Below are 12,950 nucleotides of genomic sequence, written 5' to 3'. Positions count from 1 at the left end.
AGTCCTTAGACCATGACTGAGAGGGGTCAGCCGCGTTTGGCTGGCCCCTCTGGCTTTTGCGCTATTCCGCGGCGAGGCGCTTGGCGTGCTTGCGGGTGTAGGCGCGCCACGTCGTCGCCCACTGCGCGGGATCGGCCATGTCGGTGCCCTTGATCTGGTGGATCGGCGCGTTGTGCGGCGCGGTCTTGACGACGTCGGGCGTCTCGTAGGCCTCGTTGATGACATGCGCCATCACGTCGATCCAGTAGTCGATGTCCTCCCGCGACCACAGCTCGCCAGCCTCCGGCGTGAAAGGCTCGGCGACCAGCCACGGCTCGTGGCTGAGCCAGAGCGCGTCGATGCCAAAGTCTGTCATTCGGTTCGAGATGTCGACGATGGTGCAGCCGGTGTCCTTGGTCACCTGCTCGACCGAGTGGCGCGTCATCTCCATGCGGGGCGCGGTCACGTCGGGGTTCGAGCGCGAGACGCCCTTCACCTCGGAGAGCCGCTTGTCCATGTAGTTGTTCGCCAGCACCGAGATGTCGGCGGCTGTGCGCAGCCCCTCGCCGCCCATCGCGCGCGCCCAGGCATACGCCTTGAGCACCTGAGGCGCATTGCCCCAGAATTCGCGCACGCGTCCGATGCTCTGCGGCCGGTCGTCGTCCAGCGTGTAGCGACCTCCGTCCTTGACCACGAGCGGAGAGGGCAGGAACGGCACGAGGTGCTCAGCACATCCGTAGGCGCCGACCGCCGGGCCGCCGCCTCCTTTCGGGGCGCCAAACGTCTTGTGCAGCATGTACATGCAGGCGTCAAAGCCCAGCTCCCGCGCGCGCAGGCGGGTCATTACGCCGTTGAAGTTGGCATGGTCGTAAAAGCACAGACCGCCGGCCTCGTGCACGAGCCTGACCCATTCCTTGATGTCGGGATTGTAGATGCCCATGTCGTCGGGGTTGTTCACCATCAGCGCGGCCGTGCGCGGGCCGATCACCGATTTGAGCTGTTCGAGCGACGGGTAGCCGCCCTCCTCGAGGCTGAGCGTGATGACCTCGAACCCGGCCGTGTTGGCGGTGGCGGGCGAACAGGGATGGGTCTGGATCGTGGTGATGATCTGATCGCGTTGCTCCAGCTCGCCGCGCGAGGCGTGATAGGCGCGGGTCACGCAGGCATGGGTGTAGGCAGCATCGGCCCCGCCGCCCGCCTGAAAGACGAACTGGTCCATGCCGCTGACTTCACAGAGAAAGTCGCTGAAATTGTCGTAGAGCTCGAGCACGCCCTGCAGCGTGTCGGGGTGCTGGAGGGGATGCAGGTCCGCCAGATGCTCGAGCGCCGCGCGCTCACCGATGCGCGGGTTGTACTTCATCGTGCAGGTCCCAAAGAGCGACACGCCCATCATCCCCAGCGTCATCTGGCTGAGGTGCAGGTAGTGCCGCAGCGCGTCATGCTCGGTCATTTCCGGCAGGGCTGGCGCGGTCTTGCGCATCGCGCCCATGGGAAGGTCCGGCGCCGGCGCGTCCTCAAAGACGACACCCCGTCGGCCCGGGCACCCCATCTCCATCACCACGGGCTCCGCCCAGCGAGGGGCCTGAAATCCGGTGAACTGAGCTTCGGATCGGTTTGGGATCGGCGCTGTCATGCCAGGACCTCCTTCAATGCGGATACAAGTTTGGCGATATCGTCCGTCGTGTGGGCCTCGGTGACGCAGACCAGCATGGCCTGGCCGGAGGCGCCGGGTTCCCCGCTGATGTCCTTGCCGCCAAAGATGCCCTTGGCGCGCAGGGCGTCAATGACATCGGCCACCTCAGCGCCCTCGAAGCGCACCACGAACTCCTTGAACACAGGGCGCGCGAGGTCCACCGAGCAGCCCGGAACGGCGTCGATCTCTTCCGCTGCATGGCGTGCGCGCGACACGATCAGGCGCCCGATCTCGGCAAAGCCCTCAGGCCCCATCGCGGCCATGTAGGCGGCATTGGCCAGCGCCCAGAGATAGACCGAGTTCCCGGTCCAGTCCTTGCCCTCCTCGCGGCTGCCGTAGGAGCTTTGGTGGAAGAGCGTCAGGCCGAAGCCGTACTCGCCCTCCTTCAACGTTTCGCCGATGGAGATGTTGAGCGTGTTATACTCGCTGGCGTAGCGCTCCTCGTCAGGGCTGGCGATAAAGCCGCCGACCCCGCCGCCGGCGTTCATGTGCACGCCCAGCGGCTGCGTTGGCCCGACCGCGATGGTGGCCCCGTAGGCGCCCGGCGCCTCGAGCAAACCCAGCGAAAGGGGATCGACGCCGACGATCGCCTCGGCGCCGGCCTTGCGCGCCAGCTCGCAGAGGCTGCCGGGGTCCCCCTCGATCACGCCGTGGTAAGAGGGCGTCTCGAAATAGAGGGCCGCCACGCTCTCATCGAGTTTGGCTTGCAGATCATCGCGGTCGATGCAGCCGTCCGCCGCCACCGCCACCTCGACGATTTCGATGTGGCGCGCCATCTCGCGCGGCTCGCAATAGTTGCGCAGAACCGACAGGCGCTCGGGGTCCATCACTGCCGGGATCAGCACCTTGCGCCGCCCCGTCATGCGCGCGGCCATGCGCACCGAATGGCCGATGGCGCAGCCCCACGAGTAGACCGGCAGTCCAACGAAATCCATCTCCACCAAAGCGCCGATCTGGCTGCAGAACTCGAACCATGCCTGGTTGCGGCCGTGATCGGAGGTCGGCGAGCCAAAGACGGACGTCTGCCACTCGTATCGGTTGCACACCTCGTCACAAATCGCGGGCACGTAATGCGGCCAGGCGCCCGCCCCGAGGAAGGACAGCGTGTCGGCGCAGGTCACGTTCTTGCGCATCATGTCATCAAGGTGCCGCGACAGCGCCACCTCCGAGGCAAGCTGCGGCGGCAGGTTGAACGGCTTGCCATAGAGGTGATCTTCGGGGATTTGCGAAAACAGGCTGTCGACGGAGTTCAACCCCAGCGCCGAAAGCATCTCTTGCTGTATCGACGGGACAGAGTTCGCCATCCACGGATGCGCTTTTGTCATGTCTCGGCTCCTTGGTTTATGTTGCAATGTTGTTTCAATGGACGACCCGGACGACTTGACGCCGTCCCGGACCCGTTGCGACCTGGCAGTAGCCCGACAGCCGCGCATCGAGCGCGGTGTCGCCGGTGTCCACGGTCAATTCCTGCGGTTCGAGCGCGTTGAGCTTGTCGATCGCGCAGATCACGTCGATGCGGTCAGGTCCGACCCGCTCGATCACGCGGGACGAGATTTGCTGGTTGCCCCGCCCGAGCAGGAACCCCTGCCCTCCGACAACCGTCAGAACGATGCGCGCTTCGGCCCTAGCCTCGAGATGCGCGAGCAGCTGGTCCTCGCTCAGGTCGCGCGCGATGATGTCTTTGTCCTGTGCGAGGTCGACACCCAGCAGGGTGCCGCCGCCCAGCCGGTCTTTGAGCGCAGACATCGTCGTGCCAGGTCCCAGCACATAAAGGCACCCGGGCCGCATGCGCCGGACATAATCGCCAAGCGCGGCGTCCACCTCGGCCACCATGTCGCCGTTGCCCGCCTTCGGGTTCTGCCGCACGCCGCTTGCGACCGGGCTGCGGACGACGGAAAAGAGACGCGCCGAAAGCCGTCCGCGCCGCCGGGCCTCCTCGTCGATGTCGAGCACCTCGACGAGCTCGACGGGATGGCCCGGGGCGTTCAGGAAAGCCGCCGCGGCTTGCCCTGCCCGTTCGGGGCTGCGCGCAAAGACGCCCGAGTGCATCTTGACCCCCGCCGGCACGCCGAGGACCGGGATACCGGTCCGGTTGGCCGCCGCCACGTCCCGCGCAGTCCCGTCGCCCCCGCAAAATAGGATCAGGTCCACCCGTCCCTGCATGGCCTCCACCACCGCGCGCGTGTCGGCCGCTGCATGTGTCACGTCCGGGACCGAAACCACCTCTGCCGAGGGGACACAGGACTGCCCAAGCTGCCCGGGACCCGTCACGACGGTATGGCCATGGCTTGACTGGAGGAACGCCGCTGCCGCGCGCTCTGCCCGGGACAGCGCGGAAAGCGGTGTGCCGCCCTCTTGCGCCACGGCAACCAGACGCGGATCGTCGCTGCCCTTCTGGCCCAGTGGGCCACCCAGCCCGGCATACGGGTTCACCAGAAATCCAAGGTTCGGCATGCTTTTTTCCGAGTCAGCGCGTTTTCGGACTTTTGTTCGCATAATGAAACATGCACATGCTTGGGGCGGGGAGCAATACGAAAAACGCCGTGAGGCAGGTGAATCTGAAAGATCGGCGCGCGGCACCTCGCCACAGGACCGCAAATGCCGTAGCGCGCAAAAGCCGTCACGCACCCGCTGCACCCGCGGAGCAAAGACCCAAACGCGCCCGAACCTGAGAGGAGTTCCGATGCCCGACAAACGCTACGCCATGGCCATGGCCCGCTACAATCACTGGCAAAACCAAAGCCTGATCGCGGCGGCGGACGGTCTAACGGATGCCGAGCGCACCCGCGACCGCGGCGCATTTTTCGGCTCCATCCTGCGGACGCTGTCGCACATCTATTGGGGCGACAGCCTTTGGATGAGCAAATTCGCCGGCACGCCGCCTCCCCCCGGCGGCATCGCGGACTCCGTCACCCTTCTTGGCAGCTGGGAAGCGTACAAGGCCGCGCGAACCGACCTCGATACCCGGATCACGCAATGGTCGCAAGACGTCGACCCCGATTGGTTCGCCGGTGAGATGAGCTGGTATTCTGCGGTTCAGGGAGCCGAGGTCACGAAATCCAACGCGCGCATCATCATGCACTTCTTCAACCACCAGACGCACCACCGCGGACAGGTCCACGCCATGCTGACCGCCGCAGGCGCGCAGCCGGGCGATACCGACATCGTCTTCATGCCTGATTGATGCTTGGAAAGCGCGTAATCAAGGCAGTGCAACAGATCGGAGCGGCGGATCATCCCTATCTCGGCAGGCGATGGGCTTGGCGGAGGCGGTGGGATTCGAACCCACGGTAGACTTTCACCTACGTCGGTTTTCAAGACCGGTGCATTCAACCACTCTGCCACACCTCCGACGCGTCAGGGCGTAGCGGGCGGGATGCGATTCTGAAAGGTCACAGCGCCACAAAACTTTTGTAGCCGTGCCGAAAAGCTTCCCACAGCCGCCGCGAGCCGCTAATCTGATGCCAATAACGCCGCGCCGGCAACGCACCGGACGGCAGAGCAGTGTGAACATGTCCCGCAGTCAAAACCGCGACCAACGCGGCCCGGGATCGAGGCAAAAGGCAGGTACCCCATGGCTATCGAGAGCAATCCCCCATCCGTGCGCGCGCGCCGCGCTGTGGCCGTCTCCTCCGTTCTGGCGATGAGCCTTGTCCTGTCGGCTTGCTCGGAGGGCCAGGGCTTTTCGCTGAAAAGGGACGGCGCGGGCAGTGGCGACGTGGTCACGGCCAACCGCTCGATCCAGCTGGTCGAGCGCGACGTGGAGGCGCCCGACGTCTTTCAGGCGACCGAGGCGGGGCTTTGGGACGGACGGCCCTCGCTGGGCGGTGTCTGGGTGGCGCACCCGGACGTGACCGACCCCGAGCGGGTCATCATCCGCAACGGGAACAACTCGAAATTCGTGATCGGGGCACTCTTCAAGCGCCAGACCGAAGAGGCAGGCCCGCGCCTGCAGGTCTCTTCCGACGCCGCCGCCGCGTTGGGGATGGAGGCGGGCCAGCCGATGAACCTCAACGTCACCGCGCTGCGCCGCGAGGAGACCGTGGACGACGCCGCGCCCATCCCCGCCGCCTCCGCCGGGCTGACGCCGGCCGCTGCCACCTCCGTTCAGCCGCTCGATCCAGTGGCCGATGTGGCGAGCCGCGCCATCGACAGCGCGCCCATCACGCCCGCCGCCGCAACGGCGACCAACCCCGCACCCAAACCCTCGTCGCTCTCGCGCCCGTTCATCCAGGTCGGCATCTTCTCGATCGAGCAAAATGCGCGGAATACCGCCACCACGCTGTCGGGTCTCGGCATCCTGCCAACTGTTAAGGAGCAGACACTCAAAGGAAAAACCTACTGGCGCGTGGTCGCGGGACCGGCCACGACCAAGGGCGAGCTTCAGGACATCTTGAAAAAGGTGCAGGGCAAGGGCTTTACTGACGCCTATGCTGTGTCGAACTAACCGCAAGGGGATCACATGCGGACGATGACGACAGGGGCCCGGCGGGCCCCTTCTCTTTTGAGCGGGCTTTTCGCGATGATGCTGGCGCTGGCGCTCCCGGCACAGGCGTTCGAGACGCGGGCGAGCTCGGCCTTCGTGCTCGATCAGGGGACGGGGACGGTTCTTTTGAACAAGAACGCCGATGTGCCGTTGCCGCCGGCCTCGATGTCCAAGCTGATGACGCTCTACGTGGCGTTCGAGGCGATCCGCGACGGCCGCCTGCGCATGGACGAAGAGCTGCCGGTCTCGCAACACGCGATGGACTACGGCGGCTCGACCATGTTCCTGCGCGCCGGGGAGCGCGTCTCCGTCGAGGACCTGGTGCGCGGCATCATCGTACTCAGCGGCAACGACGCCTGCGCGGTGATCGCCGAGGCGCTGAGCCCCGACGGCACCGAGCGCGGCTTTGCCCGCTTCATGACCCAGCGCGCCGCGCAGATGGGCATGACCCACTCGACGTTCAAGAATTCAAACGGCTGGCCCGAGGACGGCCACCGTATGTCGATGCGCGATCTGGCGCTGCTGGCGAACCGGCTGATCCTCGACTTCCCCGAGTTCTACCCGATGTTCGCCGAGCGCGAGTTTCTCTTTGATCCCAACGAGTCGCAGAACCGCTACAACCGCAACCCGATCCTGGGGCTCGGGATTGGCGCCGACGGGCTCAAGACCGGCCACACGCAGGAGGCGGGCTACGGCCTTGTCGGGTCGGCCAAGCAGGGCGACCGCCGGGTGATCTTTGTCGTGTCGGGCCTGCAGACCGAGCGCGCCCGCGCCGAAGAAAGCGAGGCGATCGTGAACTGGGCCTTCCGCCAGTTTGCCGAGAAGGAAGTGCTCAAAGCCGGCACACGCGTCGCGACCGCGGACATCTGGATGGGCGATGCCAAGGAAGTCGGCCTTGTCCCGTTCGAGGACCTCAACATGCTGCTGCCGGTGCTGGGTGACGGCACGGTCGAGGCCGAGATCGTCTACGAAGGGCCTCTGTCGGCGCCGATCACGCGGGGCGATCCGCTGGCCGCGCTGGTCATCCGGCCCGATGGTCTGCCTGAACAAACGATCCCGCTCGTCGCCGAGAGCGATGTCGGCCACGCAGGGTTTGTGCAGCGCGTCTCGACCGTGGGCCAGCTCTTGCTGAAGAACCTGCGCGAAGGGCCCGAGGGCGCGTTTTGACGGGCCAGTCAGGGCTGTTCGTCAGCTTTGAAGGCATCGACGGGTCCGGCAAGTCCACGCAGGCGCGGCTGCTCGCCGATGCCTTGCGCGCGGCGGGTCACGAGGTGGTCCTGACGCGCGAGCCGGGTGGCTCGGACGGCGCCGAGGAAATCCGGGCGCTTGTGCTTCAGGGAGACCCTGACCGCTGGTCGGCAGAGACGGAGCTCTTGCTCTTTACCGCGGCACGACGCGACCATCTCGAGCGCCTCATTGCCCCTGCGCTGGACGCGGGCAAGATCGTGATCTGTGACCGGTTCGCCGATTCCACGCGCGTCTATCAGGGCCAGTCGCGCGGCGATCTCAGCACCAAGGTCGATGCCCTGCACCAGCTGATGATCGGGCGCGAGCCTGACGTGACGGTGCTGATCGACATGGACCCGGAGAAGGGCCTTTCCCGTGCCAAGGGACGGCAAGGCGTCGAAGAGCGGTTCGAGGATTTCGGCCTACCCCTGCAACGCGCCATGCGGGACGCCTTTCTCGCGTTGGCGCAAAAGGCGCCAGACCGCTTTGTCGTGATCGATGGGGATGCCGCGCCCGAGGTCGTCGCCCAACGCGTGCTGGACGCCGTGCGCCCGGCCCTGCCATAAGGCGCCATGGCCGACCCGCTTCCCGAACCTGACCGCCTGCCCGGCGCACCACAACCGCGCGAGACAGCGCGGCTGATCGGTCAGGAGGCGGCACAGGCTGCCTTTCTCGACGCGCTCGCAAGCGGGCGTCTGCACCACGCGTGGCTGCTGACCGGCCCGCAGGGCGTGGGCAAGGCCACCCTCGCGTGGAAGATCGCCGCGCATCTGATCGCGCACCCGCCGGTCGAGGACGACGGCCTCTTTGGCGCGCCGCCCCCGCCCGCGTCCCTCGACCTCTCGCCCGACCATCCCGTCTCCCGCCGGATTGCGGCAGGTGCGGAGCCCGGCCTTTTTGCCCTGCGCCCGACGCCGAGCGACACCACCGGCAAGATGCGCGCGCAGATCGTGGTGGACGACGTGCGCAAGCTGCACGGGTTCTTCGCGCTCAGCTCTGCGGATGGAGGACGGCGCGTGGTGATTGTCGACTCGGCGGACCTGCTCAACGTCTCGGCGGCCAATGCGCTGCTCAAGATGCTCGAAGAGCCGCCGAAGAATGCAGTGCTCCTCCTGATCGCGCACCAGCCTGCCCGCCTCTTGCCGACCATCCGCTCGCGGTGCCGCACCTTGCCCCTTACGCCGCTCAGCCCCGAGGATATGGGTGAAGCCCTTGCGCAAGCGGGGGTGGAGGCACAAAACCCAACCGCCGTGGCAGAGCTTTCGGGCGGGTCGGTCGGGACCGCGATCCGTCTGATCTCGGGCGAAGGGCTCGATCTCTACGCGGCGCTGATCAAGCTGGCGGCGACCCTGCCCCGTCTCGACCGCACTCAGGCGCTGGCGCTCGCCGAGCATGTGGGCGCGCGCGGCAAGCCTGAACGGCTGGATATGTTCATCGACCTTCTGGACCTCTTCCTTGCGCGGCTCGCCCGGTCGGGCGCGACAAGCACGCCGCCGCAGGGACAGGCCGCCCCGAACGAGGCAACGGTGATGGCCCGGCTCGCGCCGCACCCGCAGGCGGGACGCGCCTGGGCAGAGCTGGCGCAGAGCCAGGGCGCACGGCTCAGGCACGGGCGCGCGGTGAACCTTGACCCCCAGACGCTGGTGCTCGATACCCTCCTGAGGCTCGACCAACCCGCGCTGACCTTTGCATGACCGCTCCCAAGATCACCGACAGCCACTGCCACATCGACTTCCCCGACTTCGAGGGCGGGCAGGCGGAGCTTGTCGCACGGGCGGCGGAGGCGGGCGTACACCGGATGGTCACGATCTGCACCAAGCTGCGCTGCGAGCCGGACATCCGAGCCATCGCCGAGGCGCATGACCCCGTCTTCTACGCTGCCGGCACGCATCCGATGTCAGCCGCGGACGAGCCGATGGCCACGGTCGATCAGCTGAAGGAGATCGCCAGCCGCCCCAAGATGGTGGGGATCGGCGAGACGGGGCTCGACTATCACTACACCGCCGAGAGCAAGGATGTGCAGCAGGAGAGCCTGCGCGTGCACATCGCGGCGGCACAGGAGACCGGCCTGCCGCTCATCATCCACGCCCGCGCGGCGGATGACGACATGGCGCGCATCCTGACCGAAGGGTACCGCGAGCAAGCCTACACCTGCGTGATGCACTGCTTTTCCTCTTCGGCGGAGCTGGCACGGGCGGCGCTCGATCTCGGCTTTTACCTCAGCATGTCCGGCATCACGGCCTTTCCCAAGAGCCAGGAGCTGCGGGACATCTTTGCGGCGGCGCCTATGGACCGGATCCTGGTGGAGACCGACGCGCCCTACCTCGCCCCGCCCCCGCATAGAGGCAAGCGCAACGAGCCGGCGTTTGTCGCGCATACAGCGCGCAAGGGGGCGGAGGTGTTTGGCATGGACTACGCCGAATTCGCCGCAGCAACCGAAGCAAACTTCGAACGGCTCTTTTCCAAGGCCGCCGCCTGGACGCCGGGAAGCTGATGGCGGAGCTGCGCTTCACCATCCTCGGCTGCGGCTCCTCGGGTGGCGTTCCGCGGCTTGGCGGGCATTGGGGCGCTTGTGATCCAGAGAACCCAAAGAACACCCGCACGCGCTGCTCGATGCTCGTGGAGCGCGTGACCGAGGCTGGCACCACCCGCATCCTCATCGACACCTCCCCCGACATGCGCAGCCAGCTTTTGCGGGCGGAGGTCGGCACGCTCGACGGGGTCGTCTTTACCCATCCCCATGCCGACCACGTGCACGGGCTCGATGACCTGCGGATGATCGTCTTTAACATGCGCCAGCGCCTGCCGGTCTGGGCGGACCCGGAGACGCAGGACGATCTGATCTCGCGGTTCGGCTATGCCTTTGTGCAGCCGCCGAACTCGAGCTATCCGCCGATCCTGGACCTCCACGGCATCGACGGCCCTTTCGAAGTGCCGGGCGCAGGCGGTGCGATCAATCTGACGCCCTTCGAGGTTCAACACGGGCGCATCCGCGCCAAAGGCTTCCGTATCAGTGGACTTGCCTACCTGCCGGATGTCTCGGAGATCCCGGAGACTTCCTGGGAGCACCTTAGAGACCTCGACATCTGGGTGGTCGACGCGCTCCGCCGCGACCCGCACCCGAGCCACAGCCATCTCGAGAACACCCTTGCGTGGATCGAGGATGCAAAGCCCCGCCAGGCGGTGCTCACCAACATGCACATCGACCTCGATTACGAGACGGTGAAGAGGGAGACGCCCGCCAATGTCACGCCCGCCTTTGACGGGATGCAGCTGACCTTGCCTTTGCCCAGCCAACAATCTGAGCAGGCGTAGGCGCTTGGGAGCGCTCCTCCAGGTCGTCCTGCCCGTCTTTCTGGTGATCGGCTTCGGCTATCTCGCGCGCAAGCTCGACTGGGTCACGGATGCCTTCAACGACGGGCTGATGACCTTCGCCCAAAAGTTCGCGATCCCCTGCCTTCTCTTTGGTGCAGTCTCGCAGCTGGCCGTGAGGGACTTCGTCAACCTGCCGCTCCTTGGCACCTACTACGGCGTCGGCCTTCTCATCTTTGCGCTTGGCGTGATTGGCGCGCGCCTCCTCTTCAAGCGCGGGTGGGAAGACAGCGTCGTCATCGGGTTCGGCTGCCTCTTTGCCAACTCGGTTCTGCTGGGCCTGCCCATCTCCGAACGCGCGTTTGGCACCGAAAGCCTGACGGCGAACTTCACCATCATCGCCTTCCATGCGCCCTTTTGCTACGGCCTCGGCATCACCTGCATGGAGATGCTGCGCGCCGGCGGCACGCCCGGACCCGCACAGGTCACGCGTATCTTCAAGGCGATGTTCTCGAACGCCATCATCCTCGGGATCACCGCAGGTCTGATCGTGAGTGTCTCCGGCTTGCCCGTGCCAGACGTCGTCACCGACGCCACCGACATGCTCGCCCGCGCCGCCTTACCCGCCGCACTCTTTGGCCTGGGAGGCATCCTCACGCGGTACAAGCCCGAGGGCGACACGACCACCATTCTCGCCGTGGTCGGCGTGAGCCTTGTGCTGCACCCAGTCCTGACGCTCGGCGTTGGCAGCGTCGTTGGCCTGCCTTCGGGCGAGCTGCGCTCGGCGGTGCTGAACGCCGCCATGCCACCGGGGGTCAACGCCTTCCTCTTTGCGACGATGTACGGGCGGGCCTTGCGCGTGGCGGCCTCCTCGGTGCTGATCGCAACCGCTGGCTCGGTGGTGACGGTCTGGCTGTGGCTCTTGGTCCTTTCTTGAACCAAATGCCCCAGAAGCTAGCCCAGTGAAAACAGTCGTTCACGCGTCGTCCCGCGGGGTGGCGCATCGCGCCGCCCCAGGGGGGCGGGACGGCGCGGCCTGACGGTGCCCGTCAGGCGGGTGCTTTGAACTAAGCTGCGAATATCAGGTTTACAGCTTGCGCTTACACCCCTGCCGCATAGGCGCACCAGACATGCCTTCCTCGTGCCACAGAGTTCGTCTAGGGTCCCGCGCAACCGGCCAAAGAGCCGGGATGTGAGAGTGACAATCGAGTAGACGCGCCGATGCCTGAGGCCCAAACGCCCCCGTTCAATATCGTGATTGTCGCCCAGGGCGGGCGCCTGCAATACGAGGCCGTACTCTTTGCCGCGTCGCTGCGGCACAGCGCGCCGGATTTCCAGGGACGGCTGCTGGTCGCGGAGCCGCAGCCCGGCCCGCTCTGGGACGGCAAGCCCGGCATCTCGAACGGCGACGCACGCAAGGCACTGCAAGAGCTTGGGGCCGAGATCATCCCCTTTGAAAGCAAGCACTTCGGCCAGCGCTATCCCTACGGGAACAAGATCGAGATGCTCTGCGCTTTGCCCGAGGGCGAGCCGTTTGTGTTTTTCGACACCGACACGCTCATCACCGGCGACATCACCGCGGTGCCGTTCGATTTCACGCGCCCGACCGCCTCCATGCGGCGGGAGAACACCTGGCCGAAACAAGAGCTCTACGGACCCGGATATACGCAAACCTGGAAATCGCTCTACGACCAGTGCGAGCTCGACTTCGAAAGCTCGCTCGATGAAAGCTGGCCGGACGAGTACTGGCAGCGCTATCTCTACTTCAACGCCGGGTTCTTTTTCTACGAATGCCCGGTGGAGTTCGGAAAGCACTTCCTGCGCCACGCGCTTACCATTCGCGACACGCCCCCGGCCGAGCTGGTGTGCCAGTCGCTCGACCCGTGGCTCGACCAGATCGCGCTGCCGCTCACGATCCATGCACTTGGGGGCGGGCGGCACACGATCCCCGAGGGGCTGCTCGATGGCGAGATCTCCTGCCACTACCGCGTGCTGCCGATGCTCTACGCGCGCGAGAGCGACCGGGTGGTCGAGGTGCTCGAGGAGGTGAGCGCCCCGCAAAAGATCAAGAAGGTGCTCAAGCAATACGAGCCGATGCTGCGCATGGTCTACCAGGGGCGCGGACAGAAGGTGCGCGCGATGTTCGACCGCGAGAACCTGCCGCGCAAGGAGCAGGCGATCCGCAACCGGCTCAAGCGCGAAGGCTTCTGGATGCGCTGACCGCTTGACGCCCTTCCGCTCTGCGGCCACGAC

12 protein-coding genes and 1 tRNA gene are annotated in these 12,950 nt (G+C 66.1%); 9 read left to right on the top strand and 4 right to left on the bottom strand.

Going from position 1 to position 12,950, the window contains the following annotated elements; all coding sequences use genetic code 11:
* Window positions 1–61: 61 nt before the first annotated feature.
* From gcvPB to ACU0B3_RS17195, 3 genes are read right to left on the bottom strand one after another with little or no spacing between them, the layout of a single operon-like run.
* Window positions 62–1,612 carry an aminomethyl-transferring glycine dehydrogenase subunit GcvPB gene (gene gcvPB, locus ACU0B3_RS17205; RefSeq protein WP_446262110.1) on the bottom strand — a complete coding sequence of 517 codons (1,551 nt, stop codon included), beginning with the start codon at window positions 1,610–1,612 and terminating at the stop codon, window positions 62–64.
* Complete coding sequence (gcvPA, locus tag ACU0B3_RS17200) at window positions 1,609–2,997, bottom strand: aminomethyl-transferring glycine dehydrogenase subunit GcvPA (RefSeq protein ID WP_446262109.1); 1,389 nt, start codon at window positions 2,995–2,997, stop codon at window positions 1,609–1,611. The genes gcvPB and gcvPA overlap by 4 nt, the downstream gene beginning before the upstream one ends.
* Before the next feature lie 34 nt (window positions 2,998–3,031).
* The gene (locus ACU0B3_RS17195) at window positions 3,032–4,126 is read right to left on the bottom strand and encodes an ATP-NAD kinase family protein (RefSeq protein WP_446262108.1); all 1,095 of its coding nucleotides are present in this window, start codon (window positions 4,124–4,126) and stop codon (window positions 3,032–3,034) included.
* 229 nt (window positions 4,127–4,355) lie between these two features.
* Between ACU0B3_RS17195 and ACU0B3_RS17190 the strand changes: the two genes are divergently transcribed.
* Window positions 4,356–4,856 (top strand): DinB family protein, encoded by a 501-nt coding sequence (locus tag ACU0B3_RS17190; RefSeq protein WP_446262107.1) that lies wholly within the window; start codon window positions 4,356–4,358, stop codon window positions 4,854–4,856.
* A gap of 77 nt (window positions 4,857–4,933) precedes the next feature.
* Here the strand turns inward: ACU0B3_RS17190 and ACU0B3_RS17185 are convergent.
* Window positions 4,934–5,023, bottom strand: a tRNA-Ser gene (locus tag ACU0B3_RS17185).
* A 223-nt stretch (window positions 5,024–5,246) separates the two neighbouring features.
* On the opposite strand from ACU0B3_RS17185, the gene ACU0B3_RS17180 reads away from it, so the two are divergent.
* The 8 genes from ACU0B3_RS17180 to ACU0B3_RS17145 all read left to right on the top strand — a co-directional run bounded on the left by ACU0B3_RS17180 (window position 5,247) and on the right by ACU0B3_RS17145 (window position 12,917).
* A complete protein-coding gene (locus ACU0B3_RS17180) occupies window positions 5,247–6,119 on the top strand; it encodes an SPOR domain-containing protein (protein WP_446262106.1) in 873 nt (290 codons plus the stop codon).
* Window positions 6,120–6,134: 15 nt separating this feature from the next.
* Complete coding sequence (locus ACU0B3_RS17175) at window positions 6,135–7,325, top strand: D-alanyl-D-alanine carboxypeptidase family protein (RefSeq protein ID WP_446262105.1); 1,191 nt, start codon at window positions 6,135–6,137, stop codon at window positions 7,323–7,325.
* Window positions 7,322–7,951, top strand: coding sequence for a dTMP kinase (gene tmk, locus ACU0B3_RS17170; protein ID WP_446262104.1), 630 nt, complete (start codon window positions 7,322–7,324; stop codon window positions 7,949–7,951). Before ACU0B3_RS17175 ends, tmk begins: the two co-directional genes overlap by 4 nt.
* A 6-nt stretch (window positions 7,952–7,957) precedes the next feature.
* On the top strand, window positions 7,958–9,079 hold the full coding sequence (locus ACU0B3_RS17165) for a DNA polymerase III subunit delta' (RefSeq protein ID WP_446262103.1): 1,122 nt from the start codon (window positions 7,958–7,960) through the stop codon (window positions 9,077–9,079).
* A complete protein-coding gene (locus tag ACU0B3_RS17160; RefSeq protein WP_446262102.1) occupies window positions 9,076–9,879 on the top strand; it encodes a TatD family hydrolase in 804 nt (267 codons plus the stop codon). Before ACU0B3_RS17165 ends, ACU0B3_RS17160 begins: the two co-directional genes overlap by 4 nt.
* On the top strand, window positions 9,879–10,700 hold the full coding sequence (locus tag ACU0B3_RS17155) for an MBL fold metallo-hydrolase (protein WP_446262101.1): 822 nt from the start codon (window positions 9,879–9,881) through the stop codon (window positions 10,698–10,700). Before ACU0B3_RS17160 ends, ACU0B3_RS17155 begins: the two co-directional genes overlap by 1 nt.
* A gap of 4 nt (window positions 10,701–10,704) precedes the next feature.
* Window positions 10,705–11,634, top strand: a complete 930-nt coding sequence (locus tag ACU0B3_RS17150; RefSeq protein WP_446262100.1) for an AEC family transporter — start codon at window positions 10,705–10,707, stop codon at window positions 11,632–11,634.
* 284 nt (window positions 11,635–11,918) lie between these two features.
* Complete coding sequence (locus ACU0B3_RS17145) at window positions 11,919–12,917, top strand: hypothetical protein (RefSeq protein ID WP_446262099.1); 999 nt, start codon at window positions 11,919–11,921, stop codon at window positions 12,915–12,917.
* Window positions 12,918–12,950: the final 33 nt, after the last annotated feature.

The sequence above is a fragment of the Pseudaestuariivita sp. genome, from assembly GCF_052825805.1.
This window is presented reverse-complemented; position numbering and strand designations above follow the sequence as displayed.

Coding starts and splice junctions, on each gene's coding strand:
- gcvPB (WP_446262110.1), bottom strand. CDS start 1,612: ATGACAGCGCCGATCCCAAACCGATCCGAAGCTCAGTTCACCGGATTT.
- gcvPA (WP_446262109.1), bottom strand. CDS start 2,997: ATGACAAAAGCGCATCCGTGGATGGCGAACTCTGTCCCGTCGATACAG.
- ACU0B3_RS17195 (WP_446262108.1), bottom strand. CDS start 4,126: ATGCCGAACCTTGGATTTCTGGTGAACCCGTATGCCGGGCTGGGTGGC.
- ACU0B3_RS17190 (WP_446262107.1), top strand. CDS start 4,356: ATGCCCGACAAACGCTACGCCATGGCCATGGCCCGCTACAATCACTGG.
- ACU0B3_RS17180 (WP_446262106.1), top strand. CDS start 5,247: ATGGCTATCGAGAGCAATCCCCCATCCGTGCGCGCGCGCCGCGCTGTG.
- ACU0B3_RS17175 (WP_446262105.1), top strand. CDS start 6,135: ATGCGGACGATGACGACAGGGGCCCGGCGGGCCCCTTCTCTTTTGAGC.
- ACU0B3_RS17165 (WP_446262103.1), top strand. CDS start 7,958: ATGGCCGACCCGCTTCCCGAACCTGACCGCCTGCCCGGCGCACCACAA.
- ACU0B3_RS17160 (WP_446262102.1), top strand. CDS start 9,076: ATGACCGCTCCCAAGATCACCGACAGCCACTGCCACATCGACTTCCCC.
- ACU0B3_RS17155 (WP_446262101.1), top strand. CDS start 9,879: ATGGCGGAGCTGCGCTTCACCATCCTCGGCTGCGGCTCCTCGGGTGGC.
- ACU0B3_RS17145 (WP_446262099.1), top strand. CDS start 11,919: ATGCCTGAGGCCCAAACGCCCCCGTTCAATATCGTGATTGTCGCCCAG.